Origin of the sequence: Streptomyces sp. NPDC048185 (assembly GCF_043202495.1) — a bacterium.
In the GTDB taxonomy this organism is placed as follows: Bacteria; Actinomycetota; Actinomycetes; order Streptomycetales; family Streptomycetaceae; genus Streptomyces.
In genome coordinates this window covers 852,298-869,442 of the sequence record NZ_JBIDAN010000001.1, presented here as the reverse complement: position 1 = coordinate 869,442, position 17,145 = coordinate 852,298, and the positions used below count along the sequence as shown (strand labels likewise).

Here is a 17,145-nt window from a genome sequence, read left to right as displayed (position 1 = left end):
CCAGAGGCGCGGGGAACTGCGCGACCGGCCGCGACGGATCCGCACGCGCTGTACGACCTCAGCCGCCCCACCGTCGGAGACCTCCGTAGACTGGTGTCCGTGAGCGACATCCCCGGCGAGAACGACCAGCCCGACCCCCTGGACTCCTTCGACGAGATCATCGGCGCGGAGACCACCCGCGACCCCGATCTCGCCGTCATCGAGGCAGGCAGCCGCACCCTGCGCACCCAGGGAGGTCCCCCGCAGGCGGACGTTCCAGGGCGGCCCGAGGATCCCGAGGTGGACGCGGCGCTGCGCGGTGTCGAGGCGGAGCTCGCGACCCGTTGGGGCGAGACCAAGCTGGAGCCGTCCGTCGCCCGGATCGCCGCGCTGATGGACGTGCTGGGCGAGCCGCAGCGCTCGTACCCGTCCATCCACATCACCGGCACCAACGGCAAGACCTCCACCGCCCGCATGATCGAGGCCCTGCTCGGCGCCTTCGAGCTGCGCACCGGGCGGTACACCTCGCCGCACGTGCAGTCGATCACCGAGCGGATCAGCCTGGACGGGGCGCCGGTCTCCGCCGAGCGGTTCATCGAGACGTACCAGGACATCAAGCCGTACGTCGAGATGGTGGACGCCCAGCAGGAGTACCGGCTGTCCTTCTTCGAGGTGCTGACCGGCATGGCGTACGCCGCCTTCGCCGACGCCCCCGTCGACGTGGCCGTCGTCGAGGTGGGGATGGGCGGCTCCTGGGACGCCACCAACGTCATCGACGGGGACGTCGCCGTGGTCACCCCCATCGACCTGGACCACACCGACCGGCTCGGTGAGACGCCCGGGGAGATCGCGACCGAGAAGGCCGGCATCGTCAAGCAGGACGCCACCGTGGTCCTGGCCCAGCAGCCCGTGGACGCGGCGCAGGTGCTGCTGAAGAAGGCCGTGGACGTGAACGCCACGGTGGCGCGCGAAGGGCTGGAGTTCGGCGTCGTCGCCCGCGAGGTCGCCGTCGGCGGGCAGATGGTGACCCTGCGCGGACTGGGCGGTGAGTACACCGAGGTCTACCTGCCGCTGCACGGCGCCCACCAGGCGCACAACGCCGCGGTGGCGCTGGCCGCCGTCGAGGCGTTCTTCGGCGTCGGCGCGCAGCGTCCCGAGCCGCTGGACATCGACACGGTGCGCAAGGCGTTCGCCGCCGTCGCCTCACCGGGGCGGATGGAGGTCGTACGGCGCTCGCCCACCGTGGTGCTGGACGCCGCGCACAATCCGGCGGGCGCCCGGGTCACCGCGGAGGCGGTGGGGGAGGCCTTCCAGTTCAGCCGGCTCATCGGCGTGGTCGGTGCCAGCGGCGACAAGAACGTGCGCGGGCTGCTGGAGGCGTTCGAGCCGGTCTTCGCCGAGGTCGTCGTCACCCAGAACTCCAGCCACCGCGCGATGGACGCCGACGAGCTGGCCGCGATCGCCGTCGAGGTGTTCGGCGAGGACCGCGTCCAGGTCGAGCCGCGGCTGCCGGACGCCCTGGAGGCCGCGATCACGCTGGCCGAGGAGGAGGGCGAGTTCGCCGGCGGCGGTGTGCTCGTCACCGGTTCAGTCATCACCGTCGGCGAGGCCCGGCTGCTGCTGGGGAAGGGCTGAGAAAGCGTGCGTACCCTCTGTGCATCGACCCTGATCGGCGAGTTCTTCCTGATCGGCTTCGCCGGGCTGGTCGCGATGAAGGATCCCGACCTGACCATGGGCACCGTGTGGACGGTCAGCGGTGTCGCGATGTTCCTGTGCGTGGTGCTGTGCGGCGTGGTGACCCGGCCGGGCGGTGTCGCCTTCGGCTGGGCCCTGCAGATCGCCCTGATCGCCTCCGGCTTCGTCGTGCCGACGATGTTCTTCATGGGTGCGGTCTTCGCGGCGCTGTGGTGGGCGTCGGTGCACTACGGGCGGAAGATCGACGAGGCGAAGGCGAGGTTCGCGGCGCAGGCCGACGCCTCCGCGCCTGACGCTGCGTGACGGCCGCCGCGACACGCCCGGTAACCTCAGTCCTCACCTCGTTCAACCGCACACTCGTACATTCCAAGGAGCCCTCGTGACCCAGCGCACCCTCGTCCTCCTCAAGCCCGACGCCGTCCGTCGTGGCCTGACCGGCGAGATCATCAGCCGTATCGAGCGCAAGGCCGGCTGGCAGATCACCGCGCTGGAGCTGCGCACCCTGGACACCGAGACGCTGGAGCAGCACTACGGCGAGCACAAGGGCAAGCCGTTCTACGAGCCGCTGGTCGCCTTCATGTCCTCCGGTCCGGTCGTGGCCATGGTCGTCGAGGGCGAGCGGGTCATCGAGGGCGTGCGCGCCCTGGCCGGCCCGACCGACCCGATCGCCGCGGCCCCCGGCTCCATCCGCGGGGACTTCGGTGTCATCGTCCGGGAGAACCTGATCCACGCCTCCGACTCCGAGGAGTCGGCCGAGCGCGAGCTGAAGATCTTCTTCCCGGGCCGGGTCTGAGCCGTCCCCGGGACACGCCGGACGATCTTTTTTCTGACGGAACGTCAGCCGAATGGCCGCGGGCCGACCGGGGCGGTCGCGTAAAAGCGACCGCCCTGTGGCATATGCGCGCCTGATCGGGGGAACGGATCCCACCGTTGGCCCGTCTCCACAAGCGAGGCGATGCGCCATCTGCTGACAATGGCGAAGACCCTCGCGCAGTGTTCGCGAAAGCGCGTCTACGATGGAAGCCTCCACGCGTCACTGCACCCACCTCGCCGACCTGAAAAGCCCTCAAAAGCTCCCGGGAAGGCCAGTCGAATCCTGATGGGGAACTCAATGTCGTTCATCGGCCGTGACATGGCTGTCGACCTCGGGACCGCCAACACGCTGGTGTACGTCAGGGGTCGCGGGATCGTACTCAACGAGCCGTCCGTCGTCGCGATCAACACCAACACCGGTGGCATCCTCGCGGTCGGCGCCGAAGCGAAGAAGATGATCGGACGCACGCCCGGCAACATCGTTGCCGTGCGTCCGCTGAAGGACGGCGTGATCGCCGACTTCGAGATCACCGAGCGGATGCTCCGCTACTTCATCCTGAAGATCCACAAGCGGCGTTATCTGGCTCGTCCGCGGGTCGTCGTCTGTGTGCCCTCGGGCATCACCGGCGTCGAGCGCCGCGCCGTCATCGAGGCGTCGTCCCAGGCCGGCGCCCGTCAGGTGCACATCATCGAGGAGCCCATGGCCGCGGCCATCGGTTCCGGCCTGCCGGTCCACGAGGCCACGGGCAACATGGTGGTCGACATCGGCGGCGGTACCACGGAGGTCGCGGTCATCTCGCTCGGCGGCATCGTCACCGCCCAGTCCATCCGCGTCGCGGGTGACGAGCTGGACAACGCGATCATCCAGCACGTGAAGAAGGAGTACAGCCTTCTGCTGGGTGAGCGCACGGCCGAACAGATCAAGATCACGATCGGCTCCGCGTACGACCTCGACTCCGACGAGCACACCGAAATCCGCGGCCGGGACCTCGTGTCCGGACTGCCCAAGACCGTCGTCATCTCGGCCGCCGAAGTGCGCAAGGCGATCGAGGAGCCCGTCAACGCGATCGTCGACGCGGTCAAGACGACCCTCGACAAGTGTCCGCCGGAGCTGTCCGGCGACATCATGGACCGGGGCATCGTGCTGACCGGCGGCGGCGCGCTGCTGCGCGGTCTCGACGAGCGGCTGCGCCGGGAGACCGGCATGCCGATCCACATCGCCGAGGACCCGCTGGACAGCGTGGCGCTCGGCTCCGGGAAGTGCGTCGAGGAGTTCGAGGCGCTCCAGCAGGTGCTGGACGCCCAGCCCCGCCGATGACGTCACACTTCGGTTCCGCCGTACGAGACGTTCTCCTCTCGTACGGCGGATCGTTGATATAGAGACGTAAGACAAAGGGACACGAGACGCCCACAGTGCCCGGACCGGACGAGACGGGCGTCCGCCTTGGATCCCTCGAATTCCTGAACACCGCAACGTAATTCCCGAATTCCGACGAGGAAGGCACGGCCGCCGCACGTGAGGGACACGAAAGAGAGCCGGCTGCTCCTGGTGCTGCTGATCGCCGTCGCGTTCGCGCTGATCACGGTGGACATCCGCGGCGGGGAGGATTCACCGGTCGACGGCGCCCGGCAGGCCGCGGCCACCGTCTTCGGTCCGATCGAGAACGGGGTGTCGTCCGCGGTCGACCCGGTCGGCAACGCGGTCTCCGCGATCCGCGACTCGGGTGACCGGCACGACCGGCTCGCCGAACTGGAGACGCAGAACGCGGCCCTCAAGGCGAAGCTCGGCAGCGACGAACGCGGCCGCAGCCGCCTCAAGCAGCTCGACAAGATGCTGGGCCTGGCCGGCGCCGGCCAGTACGGCATCAAGGGCGCCCAGGTCATCGCCATAGGAGCGGCCCAGGGCTTCTCCTGGACCATCACGATCGACGCCGGCGCCAACGACGGCATCGAGCGGGACATGACCGTCCTCAACGGCGACGGCCTGGTCGGGCGCGTCACCACCGTCGGCCCCAACACGGCCACCGTGCTGCTCGCCAACGACCCCGACTTCACCGTCGGCACCCGCATGGAGGCCGGTGACGAACTCGGCTTCGCCTCCGGGCAGGGCGACCGTCCGCTGCGCGTCGAACTCCTCAACGGCAAGGCCGACGTGAAGAAGGGCGACCGCCTCGTCACCTTCGGCTCCCAGGCCGACAAGCCCTTCGTGCCCGGCGTCCCGGTCGGCACCGTCAGCCGCGTCGACCCCTCCGGCGGCGACCTGACCCGCACCCTCTACGTCACGCCGTTCGCCTCCTTCACCAAGCTCGACATCGTCGGCGTCGTCGTCCAGGCCCCGGCGAAGGACCCGCGCGACACGGTGCTCCCGGACAAGCCCCAGCCGAAGCCCACGCCCACCGTGACGGTGACCGTGACCCCGTCCGCCGAGGCGCCCGACGGCCAGGCGCAGCCCGAGCAGCCCGAACAGACCGAGCAGTAGGAGCTTTCGTCCCATGCGCGTCAACCGGATCCTGCTGTCCGTCTCCCTGGTCGTCGTCGCCCTGGTCATCCAGGTCTGCGTCCTCGCCCGCCTCCACCTGCCCGGCGCCGTCCCCGACCTGGTACTGCTCACCGTCCTCGGCCTGGCCCTGGTCTACGGGCACGTCGGCGGCGCCCTCGTAGGCTTCGGCGCCGGACTCCTCGCCGACCTCGCCCCGCCCGCCGACCACGCCGCCGGCCGCTACGCGCTGGTGCTCTGCGTCATCGGATACCTGGCCGGCCTCGCCAAACCGGACAACGGCCGGCTCCGGTCGGCCACCGGCCCGATGGTCGTGGTCGTCGCCGCCGCCGTCGGCACCACCCTGCTCTACGCCGGCGTCGGCGCCCTCGTCGGCGACACCGCCGCCCGCCACGTGGGACTGCCCGGCCTGCTGTTCACGGCCGCCCTGTACGACCTGCTGCTGGCGCCCTTCGTGGTGCCCGGCATCATGGCGCTCGCCCGCCGTGCCGAGAACGACCCGCTCGCCGAGGCCGGCTCCACCGCCCAGGCCACGGACATCTCCTCCGGCTGGCTCTCCTCGGGCACCGGACTGCGCATCGGGCAGCAGCGCGGAGGACTGCGGGTGAAGGCGGCGCGGGCCCGGGTGGCCCGGGCCGGACGCATCAAGGGGGTCAAGCGGCTGTGACGACGCGGCAGCACACCACGCAGAGCACGCACTTCGCGAGGGGGAGGCAGTGACCCACTCCCACCCGTCGCCCACCACCACCCTCAACGGAGCGGGCCGCGCCCATGACTAACATTCCGGAGACGGGCCGGAACACCCGCGTTCAGACCCGGCTCGTCGTCATCCAGATCCTGGTCCTCTCCCTCCTCGGCACGCTCGGCGGCCGGCTCTGGTACCTGCAGATCCGCCAGGGCGACGAGTACGCCAAGGAAGCCTCCGGCAACCACGTCCAGCAGGTCGTCCAGCCCGCCACCCGCGGCTCGATCCTGGACGCGCGCGGCGTGGCGCTCGCCGACAACGAGACCCGGCTCGTCGTCTCCGCCTCCCGCACCGACCTGCTGAAGATGAGGGACGACGGCAAGGCCGTCCTCACCAAGCTCGCCGGCGTCCTGGGCATGCAGCCCCAGGAGGTCATGGACAAGGTCCGGCTGTGCGACGCCAAGACGCCCCAGCCCTGCTGGAACGGCTCGCCCTACCAGCCGATCCCCGTCACCGACGAGGCCACCCCCAAGCAGGCCCTGCAGATCCGCGAGCGCGCCGAGGACTTCCCCGGCATCACCGCCGAACCCATGGCCGTCCGCCGCTACGCGGCCCCCGGCAAGTCCAACACCGCCCAGGTCCTCGGGTACCTCTCCCCGGTCACCGACGAGGAGATCCAGAAGGCCCAGGACACCGACTCGCCCTTCCTGCGCTCGGACCAGGTCGGCCGCTCCGGACTGGAGCGCCAGTACGACAAGGCGCTGCGCGGCAAGGCCGGCGTGACCCGCTACGAGGTCGACAACCTCGGCCGTGTCATCGGCGAGGCCGAGTCCGACTCGGGCGTGCCCGGCTCCAACCTCGTCACCAGCATCGACTCCCGCGTCCAGCGCGTCGCCGAGTACGAGCTGAACGAGGCCATGAAGACCGCCCGCAAGGAGATGGACCGCAACACCGGCCGCACCTACGAGGCCGACGCCGGTGCCGTCGTGGTGATGGAGGCCAAGACCGGCCGCGTCGTCGCCATGGCCTCCAACCCGACGTACGACCCGAACGCCTGGGTCGGCGGCATCTCCGCCAAGGACTACAAGAAGCTCACCGGCAAGGACTCCAACTACCCCCTCCTCAACCGGGCCACCCAGGGCCAGGCGGCCCCCGGCTCGATCTTCAAGGTGGTCTCCTCGGCCGCCGCGGTGGAGGCCGGGTACGACTTCGACGGCAGCTACCCCTGCTCCAGCTCCTACTCCGTCGGGGGACAGGTCTTCAAGAACTTCGAGTCGGCCGACAACGGCTCGATCAGCATCGGCCGCGCCCTCGAGCTCTCCTGCGACACCGTCTACTACCGGCTCGCGCACGAGCAGTGGAAGAAGGACGGCGGGATGAACCCGAAGAACCCCAACGACTACTTCTACAAGGCGGCGCACCAGTTCGGCCTCGGCAAGGAGACCGGCATCGACCTGCCGAACGAGGTCACCGGCCGCGTCCCCGACCGCCAGTGGAAGCAGGACTACTGGAAGGCCAACAAGGACGCCTGGTGCAAGACGGGCAAGAAGGACGGCTCCTACGTCGAGCGGATCTCGTACGAGAACTGCCTCGAGGGCAACAAGATGCGCGCCGGTGACTCGATCAACTACTCCATCGGCCAGGGCGACACCCTCGTGACCCCCATCCAGATGGCCACCATCTACGCGGCCATCTCCAACGGCGGCACCCTGTGGAACCCGACCATCGGCAAGGCGGTCGTCAGCCCCGACGGCAAGCAGGTCGACGAGATCCGGCCCCAGTCGCACGGCAAGCTGCCGATAAGCGAGACCACGCTGGCCAAGATGGACGACGCCCTCGCCGGCGTCGCCACCCGCGGTACCGCCGCCTGGCGGTTCGGCGGCTGGCCGCAGGACGAGATCCCGATGCACGCCAAGACGGGTACCGCCGAGGTCTACGGCAAGCAGACCACCTCGTGGTTCGCCACGTACACCAAGGACTACGCGATCGTCATGACGATCTCCCAGGGCGGCACCGGCTCCGGCGCCTCGGGTCCCGCCGTCCGCAACATCTACGACGCCCTGTACGGCGTCTCGGACGACGGGAAGATCGACAGCAAGAAGGCGCTGCTGCCCCAGCCGGCCAACAGCCTGCCGAAGATCAGGACGGACGGCACCATCACCTCCCCGAAGGTCTCCAAGGACCCGGTGAAGGACCTCCAGCCCACCGAGAAGGCCACGGAGGAGGGCGGCGACGCCCCCGCCGGACAGCAGGACCAGGACCAGCAGGCGACCGTGAACCCGCCCGACACCGGGAACCGGCAGACCCGCAGGCGGAAGCGGAGGACACGCGCATGACCGGAGCCAACAGCTTCCAGGTCTCCGGATACGGACCCGAGCGGGCCGGCTGGACGCGCCTGTTCGCCCGCGACTCCCTCGCCCGCCGGCTCGACTGGCCGATACTGCTGGCGGGCGTCGCCCTGTCCCTGCTGGGCTCGCTGCTCGTCTACTCCGCCACCCGCAACCGCACCGAGCTCAACCAGGGCGACCCGTACTACTTCCTGACCCGGCACCTGCTGAACACCGGCATCGGGCTCGCCCTGATGGTCGCCACCGTCTGGCTCGGCCACCGCGCCCTGCGCACGGTCGTGCCGCTCCTGTACGGCGCCTCCGTCTTCCTGATCCTGCTGGTGCTCACGCCGCTCGGCTCGACCATCAACGGCGCCCACTCCTGGATCAAGCTCCCCGGCGGCTTCTCCCTCCAGCCCTCCGAGTTCGTGAAGATCACGATCATCCTGGGCATGGCGATGCTGCTGGCCGCCCGGGTGGACGCGGGAGACCGGCCCTACCCCGACCACCGGACCGTGCTCCAGGCCCTCGGCCTGGCCACCGTGCCCATGCTGATCGTGATGCTCATGCCCGACCTCGGGTCGGTCATGGTCATGGTCATCATCGTGCTGGGCGTCCTCCTCGCCTCCGGCGCCTCCAACCGGTGGGTCTTCGGACTGCTCGGCACCGGCACGCTCGGCGCGCTCGCCGTGTGGCAGCTCGGCGTCCTGGACGACTACCAGATCGCCCGGTTCGCGGCCTTCGCCAACCCCGAGCTCGACCCCGCCGGCGTCGGCTACAACACCAACCAGGCACGCATCGCCATCGGCTCCGGCGGCCTCACCGGCTCCGGCCTCTTCCACGGCTCGCAGACCACGGGCCGCTTCGTGCCCGAACAGCAGACCGACTTCGTCTTCACCGTGGCCGGCGAGGAACTCGGCTTCCTCGGCGCGGGCCTCATCGTCCTGCTGCTCGGCGTGGTGCTCTGGCGCGCCTGCCGCATCGCCCGGGACACGACCGACCTGTACGGCACGGTCGTCGCCGCCGGAATCGTCGCCTGGTTCGCCTTCCAGGCCTTCGAGAACATCGGCATGACCCTGGGCATCATGCCGGTCACCGGCCTGCCCCTGCCCTTCGTCTCGTACGGCGGCTCGTCGATGTTCGCCGTCTGGATAGCGGTCGGGCTCCTGCAGTCGATCACCGTCCAGCGGCCCATGTCGGCGTGAGCCCCGCCGCCGCGGGACCGGAACGCGCCGTTTCCGGCCCCGCGACGGCGGCTACACGACGTACATGACGAAGACACGGCGGGAGACCGAGCGGAAGTACGAGGCCGACCACGACGGCCTTCCCGACCTCACCGGCCTGCCCGGCGTCGCCGGCGTGGCCGACGCGGGCGTCACCCACCTCGACGCCACCTACTACGACACCGCCGACGAACGCCTCGCCGCCGACGGCATCACCCTGCGCCGCCGCACCGGCGGCGACGACGCCGGCTGGCACCTCAAGCTGCCCGTCGCCCCCGGCGTCCGCGACGAGATCCAGGCGCCCCTCGGCGAGGACGTCCCCGAGGTCCTCCGCGCGCTGGTCCGTTCACGCGTCCGCGGCAGCGCCCTGCTGCCCGTCGTCCGACTGCGCACCACCCGGGACGCACGGCGCCTGACCGGTGCCGGCGGCGAGGTGCTGGCCGAGGCGAGCACCGACACCGTGACCGCCGAGCGGCTCGGCCGGACGGGCGCGACCGCCCACTGGACCGAGATCGAGGTGGAACTGGCCGAGGACGGCGGCCCCGCGCTCCTGGACCGGGTCGAGGAACGGCTCCGCGCGGCGGGCGTGAGGCCCTCGGCATCACCGTCGAAGCTGGCCAGGGCCCTGGCGGAGACCGGCGGGACCCGCCCCCGGACCGCCGGCCGCGCCCAGCCCGTGGCCGCCGGCGACCACGTCCTCGCCTACCTGCGCACCCAGCGCGACGCCATCGTCGCCCAGGACCCCGCCGTCCGCCGGGACGTCCCCGACTCGGTCCACCGGATGCGCGTGGCCACCCGCCGGATGCGCGCCACCTTCCGCAGCTTCCCCGAGATCCTGGACCGCGCCGTCACCGACCCCGTCGCGACGGAACTCAAGTGGCTGGCCCGTGAACTGGGCGCCGAACGCGACCAGGAAGTCCTCGCCGAACGGCTGACCGGAGCCCTGGACGGACTGCCGGACACCGTCCCCACCGGCCCGGCGCACCGACGGCTCGCCGCCTGGGCCGACGCCCGGCACCACCGGGACCACGGCCGCCTCGTCGCCGTGCTGGACTCCGCCCGCCACCTCGCGCTGCTCGACGCGGTCGACGCCCTCCTCGCCGAACCGCCCCTGTGCCCGGACGCCGCCCGCAAACCGCGCAAGGTGCTCACCGGGGCCGTGCGCAAGGACGTGGCGAAGGTGTCCCGCCGCGTCACCGGCGCCCTGGCGCTGCCGCCCGGACCGGAACGCGACACGGCCCTGCACGAGGCCCGCAAGAAGGCCAAGCGCGCCCGGTACGCGGCCGAGGCCGCGGCTCCGGCGCTCGGCGGGCCCGCCCGCTCCGTGACCAAGGCCATGAAGTCGCTCACCCAGCTGCTCGGCGACCACCAGGACAGCGTCATGGCCCGCCGCGCCCTGCCGGAGCTGTCCGCCGTGGCCCACGCGGCCGGGGAGGACACGTTCCCCTACGGACTGCTGTACGGCAGGGAGGAGCACCGGGCGACGGCCGGGGAGGAGCGGCTGGCCGGACGCTGGAGGAAGATCCACGCCAAGGCGTCCCTCTGAGCGTACGGGGGACCCGTCCGGCCGGGTTACGCTGAATGGTCACCCCAGCCAGCACACGAAGGTTCCGTGAGATGCCTGCCGAAGCCGCCGAGTCTGTGTTTCCGCAGCTCGAAGCTCTGCTCCCGCACGTGCAGAAGCCGATCCAGTACGTCGGCGGAGAGCTGAACTCCACGGTCAAGCCCTGGGACAGCTGTGACGTCCGCTGGGCCCTGATGTACCCGGACGCGTACGAGGTCGGCCTGCCCAACCAGGGCGTCATGATCCTGTACGAGGTACTGAACGAGCAGCAGGGCGTCCTCGCCGAGCGCACCTACAGCGTGTGGCCGGACCTGGAGGAGCTGATGCGGGAGCACGCCGTCCCGCAGTTCACCGTCGACAGCCACCGCCCGGTCAAGGCCTTCGACGTGTTCGGCCTCTCCTTCTCCACCGAGCTCGGCTACACGAACATGCTCGCCGCCCTCGACCTGGCCGGCATCCCGCTGGAGGCCAAGGACCGCGGCATCGACGACCCGGTCGTGCTGGCCGGCGGACACGCCGCGTTCAACCCCGAGCCGATCGCCGACTTCATCGACTGCGCCGTGATCGGCGACGGCGAGCAGGCCGTCCTGGAGATCACCGCGATCGTCCGCGCCTGGAAGGCCGAGGGCCGCCCCGGCGGCCGCGAGGAGCTCCTGCTGCGCCTCGCGAAGACGGGCGGGGTGTACGTCCCCGGCTTCTACGACGTCGAGTACCTGCCCGATGGCCGTATCGCCCGCGTCGTGCCGAACCGCTCGGGCGTGCCGTGGCGCGTCTCCAAGCACACGGTCATGGACCTCGACGAGTGGCCCTACCCCAAGCAGCCCCTCGTCCCGCTCGCCGAGACCGTCCACGAGCGCATGTCCGTGGAGATCTTCCGCGGCTGCACCCGGGGCTGCCGCTTCTGCCAGGCCGGCATGATCACCCGCCCGGTGCGCGAGCGCTCCATCACCGGCATCGGCGACATGGTCGAGAAGGGCCTGAAGGCCACCGGTTTCGAGGAGGTCGGCCTGCTGTCGCTGTCCTCCGCGGACCACTCGGAGATCGGTGACGTCGCCAAGGGCCTCGCGGACCGGTACGAGGAGGACAAGATCGGCCTGTCCCTCCCGTCGACCCGCGTGGACGCCTTCAACGTCGACCTGGCCAACGAACTGACGAGGAACGGCCGCCGCTCCGGCCTCACCTTCGCCCCCGAGGGCGGCTCCGAGCGCATGCGCAAGGTCATCAACAAGATGGTCTCGGAGGAGGACCTGATCCGGACCGTCGCCACCGCCTACGGCAACGGCTGGCGTCAGGTGAAGCTGTACTTCATGTGCGGCCTGCCGACCGAGACCGACGACGACGTCCTCCAGATCGCCGACATGGCCACCCGCGTGATCGCCAAGGGCCGCGAGGTCTCCGGCTCCAACGACATCCGCTGCACGGTCTCGATCGGCGGCTTCGTCCCCAAGCCCCACACCCCCTTCCAGTGGGCGCCGCAGCTGTCGGCCGAGCAGACGGACGAGCGCCTGGCCAAGCTGCGCGACAAGATCCGCGGCGACAAGAAGTACGGCCGCTCCATCGGCTTCCGCTACCACGACGGCAAGCCCGGCATCGTCGAGGGCCTCCTGTCCCGCGGCGACCGGCGCACCGGCGCGATCATCCGCGCCGTCTACGACGACGGCGGCCGCTTCGACGGCTGGCGCGAGCACTTCTCCTACGACCGCTGGATGGCGTGCGCCGACAAGGCCCTCGCGCCCTTCGGCGTGGACGTCGACTGGTACACCACGCGCGAGCGCTCCTACGAGGAGGTCCTGCCCTGGGACCACCTCGACTCGGGCCTCGACAAGGACTGGCTGTGGGAGGACTGGCAGGACGCCCTCGACGAGACCGAGGTCGAGGACTGCCGCTGGACCCCGTGCTTCGACTGCGGTGTGTGCCCCGCGATGGACACGGAGATCCAGATCGGCCCGACCGGCAAGAAGCTGCTGCCGCTGACGGTCAAGTAGGGCCCGTCGGCCCTGGGTCGAGCGAGGTGACGGACGTCACGAGAGATGTGTGACGTACAGTCAGTTTGCGCTGTTTGGACCTGTGGCGAGATCACCAGGCGCGGTCTTGGATGACCAGGGGCGCGGTCCTTCGATCACCGGAGACGGTTCGGCGGACCGCGGCCCCGAGTCATGACGGCCGGATCGAACCCTAGGACTGCGACAGCGATGACGTCACCTGGCAAGACTGCCCCTTCCCCCCGTCCGAGACGCGGCGCCGCTCTGCGCGCCGCCGCGGTCCGGACCGCGGCGCTGCTCGGCGCGGCCCCGCTGCTCGCCCTGGCCGCCGCCCCGACCCATGCGGTCGTCGGCGCACCCGCCCAGGGAACCGGCTACGGCTTCACCGCCCGGCTGCTGGTGGGTGACTACCAGCGAGGCTGCTCGGGCTCCCTGATCTCTCCCGAGTGGATGCTCACGGCCGCCAGCTGCTTCGCCGACGACCCGGCCGCCGGGCTCACGGTCCCGGCCGGGCCGCCCCGGCTGAAGACCGTCGCGACCCTGGGCGGCGGACAGACCCGGGACGTGGTGGAACTCGTTCCGCACGGCGACCGCGACCTCGTACTGGCCCGCCTCGCGCAGCCCGTGACCGGCGTGACGCCCGTCGGCGTCGCCGACGCCGCGCCCGCCGTCGGCCAGGACCTCACCGTGGCCGGTCACGGCCGCACGGCGCAGGAGTGGGCGCCCCTCGGCGCGCACACCGGGACCTTCTCCGTCGCCTCCGTCGACGGGGGCGACCTCGTCATGAGCGGGAGCGGCGGCGCCGCGGTCTGCCAGGGCGACGCCGGCGGCCCCGTCGTCCGTACCGTCGACGGCCGGCCGGAGCTCGTCGCCGTCAGCAGCCGTTCGAACCAGGTGGGCTGTTTCGGCGTCGACACCCCGGAGGGAGTCGCCGGCAGCGCGGTCGGTGCCCGGGTCGACGACGTGCGCGACTGGATCACCGCCCACGCGGTGCCGACCCCCGCCTCCGACTTCGGCCGTGACGGCCGCAGCGATGTCGGTGTCCTGTACGACAACGGCGCCAACGCCACCGGCGGGTTCAACGCGTCGCTGTGGTCGTTCACCAGCACGGGCTCGGGCTTCGGCGCACCGCAACGGAAGTGGGACAGCGCCGACTTCGGGAGCTGGAACGCGAGCCGCTCCAAGGCGTTCTCCGGCGACTTCGACGGTGACGGCCGCACCGACGTCGGTGTGCTGTACGACAGCGGCGCGCGGCCGGACGGCACCGGCAACCGCACGGCGCTGTGGACGTTCACCAGCACGGGCTCGGGCTTCGGCAAGCCGGTCAAGGTGTGGGACAGCGCGGACGGCGGGAGCTGGACGTGGAGCCGTTCCGAGGTGGTCAGCGGTGACTTCGACGGTGACGGCCGTGACGACGTCGGTGTGCTGTACGACTACGGCGCGCGGGCGGACGGCGGCGGGAACCGCACGGGCCTGCTGACGTTCAGGAGCACGGGCTCCGGCTTCGCCAAGCCGGTGCTGGCCTGGGACAGCGCGGACGGCGGCAGTTGGACGTGGGCCAGTTCGAAGCCGGTGTCCGGGGACTTCGACGGCGACGGCCGCACCGACGTCGGTGTGCTGTACGACAGCGGCGCGCGGCCGGACGGCACCGGCAACCGCACGGCCCTGTGGACGCTGACGAGCACGGGCTCGGGCTTCGCCAAGCCGGTCAAGGCGTGGGACAGCGCGGACGGCGGCAGTTGGAACTGGGCCAGTTCGAAGCCGGTGTCCGGTGACTTCGACGGTGACGGCCGTACGGACGTCGGTGTGCTGTACGACTACGGGGCGCGGGCGGACGGTGGCGGGAACCGCACCGGGCTGTGGACGTTCAGGAGCACGGGTTCGGGCTTCGCCAAGCCGGTGCTGGCCTGGGACAGCGCGGTCGGCGGCAGTTGGAACTGGGCCAGTTCGAAGCCGGTGTCCGGTGACTTCGACGGTGACGGCCGCACGGACGTCGGTGTGCTGTACGACTACGGCGTGCGGGCGGACGGTGGTGGGAACCGCACCGGGCTGTGGACGCTGACGAGCACGGGTCCGGGCTTCGGCAAGCCGGTCAAGGTGTGGGACAGCGCGGACGGCGGCAGCAGCTGGACCTGGGCGCGCAGTGACCTGACCTGACCGGGATCCGACCCCGCCCCTTCGGCGTCCATGGAGGTATGGACCTCGAGAAACGGTCCCCCGACGGGGATCCGCAGCAGCAGCCCCGTACGCCCGGCGCCGAAGGGTGTCTCACCGTCGCGATCCGGATCCCGGTCCGGATCGTCGTCCTGGTCCTGGTCGTACCGGTCCGCCTGGTGTGGGACGCGCTCGTCGTCGGCGGGCGCTTCCTGCGGGACACCGTGCTGCGGCCCCTCGGACGGGCCCTGCTGGTGTGGCCGGCCGTCGGGATGTGGCGATACGTCGTCGTGCCGGCGGCCCGCGCCATCGCCTGGCTCGGCAACGTCCTCCTCGTCGTTCCGGCGACCTGGCTGTACCGGTGGGTCCTGACGCCTGTCGGGCGCGCTCTCCTGTGGTCGGTCAGGGGCGGGGGTGCCGTGCTCGCCGCGGTGGGCCGGGGTCTGTACGCGGCCGGTGCCTGGCTCGGGCGGTGTCTCGTCGTCGTGCCCGTGACCTGGCTGTACGCGTGGGTCCTGACGCCTGTCGGGCGCGCTCTCCTGTGGTCGGTCAGGGGCGGGGGTGCCGTGCTCGCCGCGGTGGGCCGGGGTCTGTACGCGGCCGGTGCCTGGCTCGGGCGGTGTCTCGTCGTCGTGCCCGCGACCTGGCTGTACCGGTGGGTCCTGACGCCCGTCGGGCGCGCGATCGCCTGGTGCGGCAGGGGGATCGCCTGGTGTCTGCGCATGGTCGTCACCGGAGTCGGTGCCGCGCTGTACTGGACCGCCCGGATCCTGCTGGTGCTGCCCGCGCTCGCCCTCTGGCGGTGGGTGCTGGCGCCCGTCGGCCGGGGCCTCGCCGTCGTCGCGCGGGAGGTCGGGGCGGCCCTCGGGCACGCCTGGCGGATCGCGGGCCACGTCTCGCTCGCCGTCGGCCGTTTCCTCGGCACCGTCTTCCGCCTGCTCGTCGGCGATCCGGCGCGCTGGGTGTACCGGACCCTCCTGACCCCGGCGGGGCACGTCGTGCGGGACGCGGTCTGGCGGCCCGCCGCCGAGGCCTCGCGCGCCGTGGGCCGGGCCGTGCGGCAGGCGCTGGCCGATGTCCGCGGCTCGGTGCGGCGGGCCCGTGCCGACGTGCGGCGGGCGCTGTTCGGGGAGCCGGTGAAGGAGCCGCCGGTGGCCCGGCGGGAACCATCCGCGGCCGGGGCACGTACTCTTGGTAGCAGTACGACCGCTCTCACGAAGGACTGAACGACACTGGGCAAGCGACAGCCCGAAGGCCCGCCGCCCGTACCCGCGGTGCAGCGCATCCGACTGCGTTACACCAAGCGCGGCCGCCTCCGGTTCACCAGCCACCGTGACTTCCAGCGCGCCTTCGAGCGTGCGCTGCGCCGCGCCGAGGTGCCCATGGCGTACTCGGCGGGGTTCACCCCGCACCCGAAGGTGTCGTACGCCAATGCCGCACCCACCGGCACGGGCAGTGAAGCGGAATACCTGGAGATCGCGCTCACCGAGGCGCGTGACCCGGAGCAGTTGAGGCTGCTCCTCGACGAGTCGCTGCCCGCCGGGCTCGACGTCGTCGAGGCGGTCGAGGCCCGTACCTCCGGGCTCGCCGACCGGCTGACGGCTTCCGTGTGGGAGCTGCGGCTGGACGGCGTGGAGTCCGCCGACGCCGAGCGCGCCGTGGCGGCCTTCACCTCGGCCGGGACCGTCGAGGTCCAGCGCCGGACCAAGAACGGCGTCCGTACCTTCGACGCACGCTCCGCCGTCGTGACCCTCGAGAACGCGACCACCACCCGTGATACGCCGGCTGATAGGCCGACCGACCGGCCCTGTGCGATACTGCGGCTGGTTGTTCGGCACGTGACGCCTGCCGTACGACCCGACGACGTCCTGTCCGGTCTCCGCGCCGTGGCCGACCTGGCGCCGCCGGTCCCCGCAGCGGTGACCAGGCTGGCGCAGGGGCTGTTCGATGAAGAGACCGGCGCGGTGACCGACCCGCTCGCGCCCGACCGCGAGGCAGCAACGCCCGAGCCGCAACCGGCCGCCGCTGCTGCCGCCGCGAAGGCGTCGGCGTAAGGAAGGTCCCGCACAAGGACGAGCGTCGTAGCGCCGCCCTCGAACTCGGGAGCCACCTGGGTCGGGCAGCGCACCGACCACAAGACTTTCGCCAGGCCGTGCACGACAAGGGGTACGGAACCGGCGAGACAAGACACGGAGAGCTCCCGAGCGGCGCCCGCGCCCCGGACGG

At 71.4% G+C, this 17,145-nt stretch carries 13 protein-coding genes; all 13 read left to right on the top strand.

The window, feature by feature from the left end; genetic code table 11:
- Positions 1-99: 99 nt before the first annotated feature.
- Positions 100-1,614, top strand: a complete 1,515-nt coding sequence (locus ACGF3H_RS03895) for a folylpolyglutamate synthase/dihydrofolate synthase family protein (protein WP_362488831.1) — start codon at positions 100-102, stop codon at positions 1,612-1,614.
- Positions 1,615-1,620: 6 nt separating this feature from the next.
- Positions 1,621-1,977: a DUF4233 domain-containing protein gene (locus ACGF3H_RS03890; RefSeq protein WP_362488829.1), complete on the top strand. Its 357-nt coding sequence runs from the start codon at positions 1,621-1,623 to the stop codon at positions 1,975-1,977.
- Between the two features lie 76 nt (positions 1,978-2,053).
- Positions 2,054-2,467, top strand: coding sequence for a nucleoside-diphosphate kinase (gene ndk, locus ACGF3H_RS03885; RefSeq protein ID WP_356558081.1), 414 nt, complete (start codon positions 2,054-2,056; stop codon positions 2,465-2,467).
- Between the two features lie 318 nt (positions 2,468-2,785).
- Positions 2,786-3,805: a rod shape-determining protein gene (locus ACGF3H_RS03880; protein WP_030381728.1), complete on the top strand. Its 1,020-nt coding sequence runs from the start codon at positions 2,786-2,788 to the stop codon at positions 3,803-3,805.
- A gap of 198 nt (positions 3,806-4,003) precedes the next feature.
- Complete coding sequence (gene mreC, locus ACGF3H_RS03875) at positions 4,004-4,966, top strand: rod shape-determining protein MreC (protein WP_362488827.1); 963 nt, start codon at positions 4,004-4,006, stop codon at positions 4,964-4,966.
- A gap of 13 nt (positions 4,967-4,979) precedes the next feature.
- Complete coding sequence (gene mreD, locus ACGF3H_RS03870; RefSeq protein WP_350721303.1) at positions 4,980-5,651, top strand: rod shape-determining protein MreD; 672 nt, start codon at positions 4,980-4,982, stop codon at positions 5,649-5,651.
- A 104-nt stretch (positions 5,652-5,755) separates the two neighbouring features.
- Entirely contained in the window at positions 5,756-8,005 is a 2,250-nt protein-coding gene (gene mrdA / locus ACGF3H_RS03865) for a penicillin-binding protein 2 (protein ID WP_362488825.1), read from the top strand.
- Complete coding sequence (gene rodA, locus ACGF3H_RS03860; protein ID WP_362488823.1) at positions 8,002-9,201, top strand: rod shape-determining protein RodA; 1,200 nt, start codon at positions 8,002-8,004, stop codon at positions 9,199-9,201. The genes mrdA and rodA overlap by 4 nt, the downstream gene beginning before the upstream one ends.
- A 64-nt stretch (positions 9,202-9,265) precedes the next feature.
- Positions 9,266-10,765 (top strand): CYTH and CHAD domain-containing protein, encoded by a 1,500-nt coding sequence (locus tag ACGF3H_RS03855; RefSeq protein ID WP_362488821.1) that lies wholly within the window; start codon positions 9,266-9,268, stop codon positions 10,763-10,765.
- Positions 10,766-10,836: 71 nt separating this feature from the next.
- Positions 10,837-12,768: a TIGR03960 family B12-binding radical SAM protein gene (locus tag ACGF3H_RS03850; RefSeq protein WP_362488819.1), complete on the top strand. Its 1,932-nt coding sequence runs from the start codon at positions 10,837-10,839 to the stop codon at positions 12,766-12,768.
- 207 nt (positions 12,769-12,975) lie between these two features.
- Positions 12,976-14,922 carry a trypsin-like serine protease gene (locus ACGF3H_RS03845; RefSeq protein ID WP_362488817.1) on the top strand — a complete coding sequence of 649 codons (1,947 nt, stop codon included), beginning with the start codon at positions 12,976-12,978 and terminating at the stop codon, positions 14,920-14,922.
- Between the two features lie 38 nt (positions 14,923-14,960).
- Complete coding sequence (locus tag ACGF3H_RS03840) at positions 14,961-16,145, top strand: hypothetical protein (protein WP_393816450.1); 1,185 nt, start codon at positions 14,961-14,963, stop codon at positions 16,143-16,145.
- Positions 16,146-16,193: 48 nt separating this feature from the next.
- Complete coding sequence (locus ACGF3H_RS03835) at positions 16,194-16,973, top strand: TIGR03936 family radical SAM-associated protein (RefSeq protein WP_362488814.1); 780 nt, start codon at positions 16,194-16,196, stop codon at positions 16,971-16,973.
- Positions 16,974-17,145 lie beyond the last annotated feature (172 nt).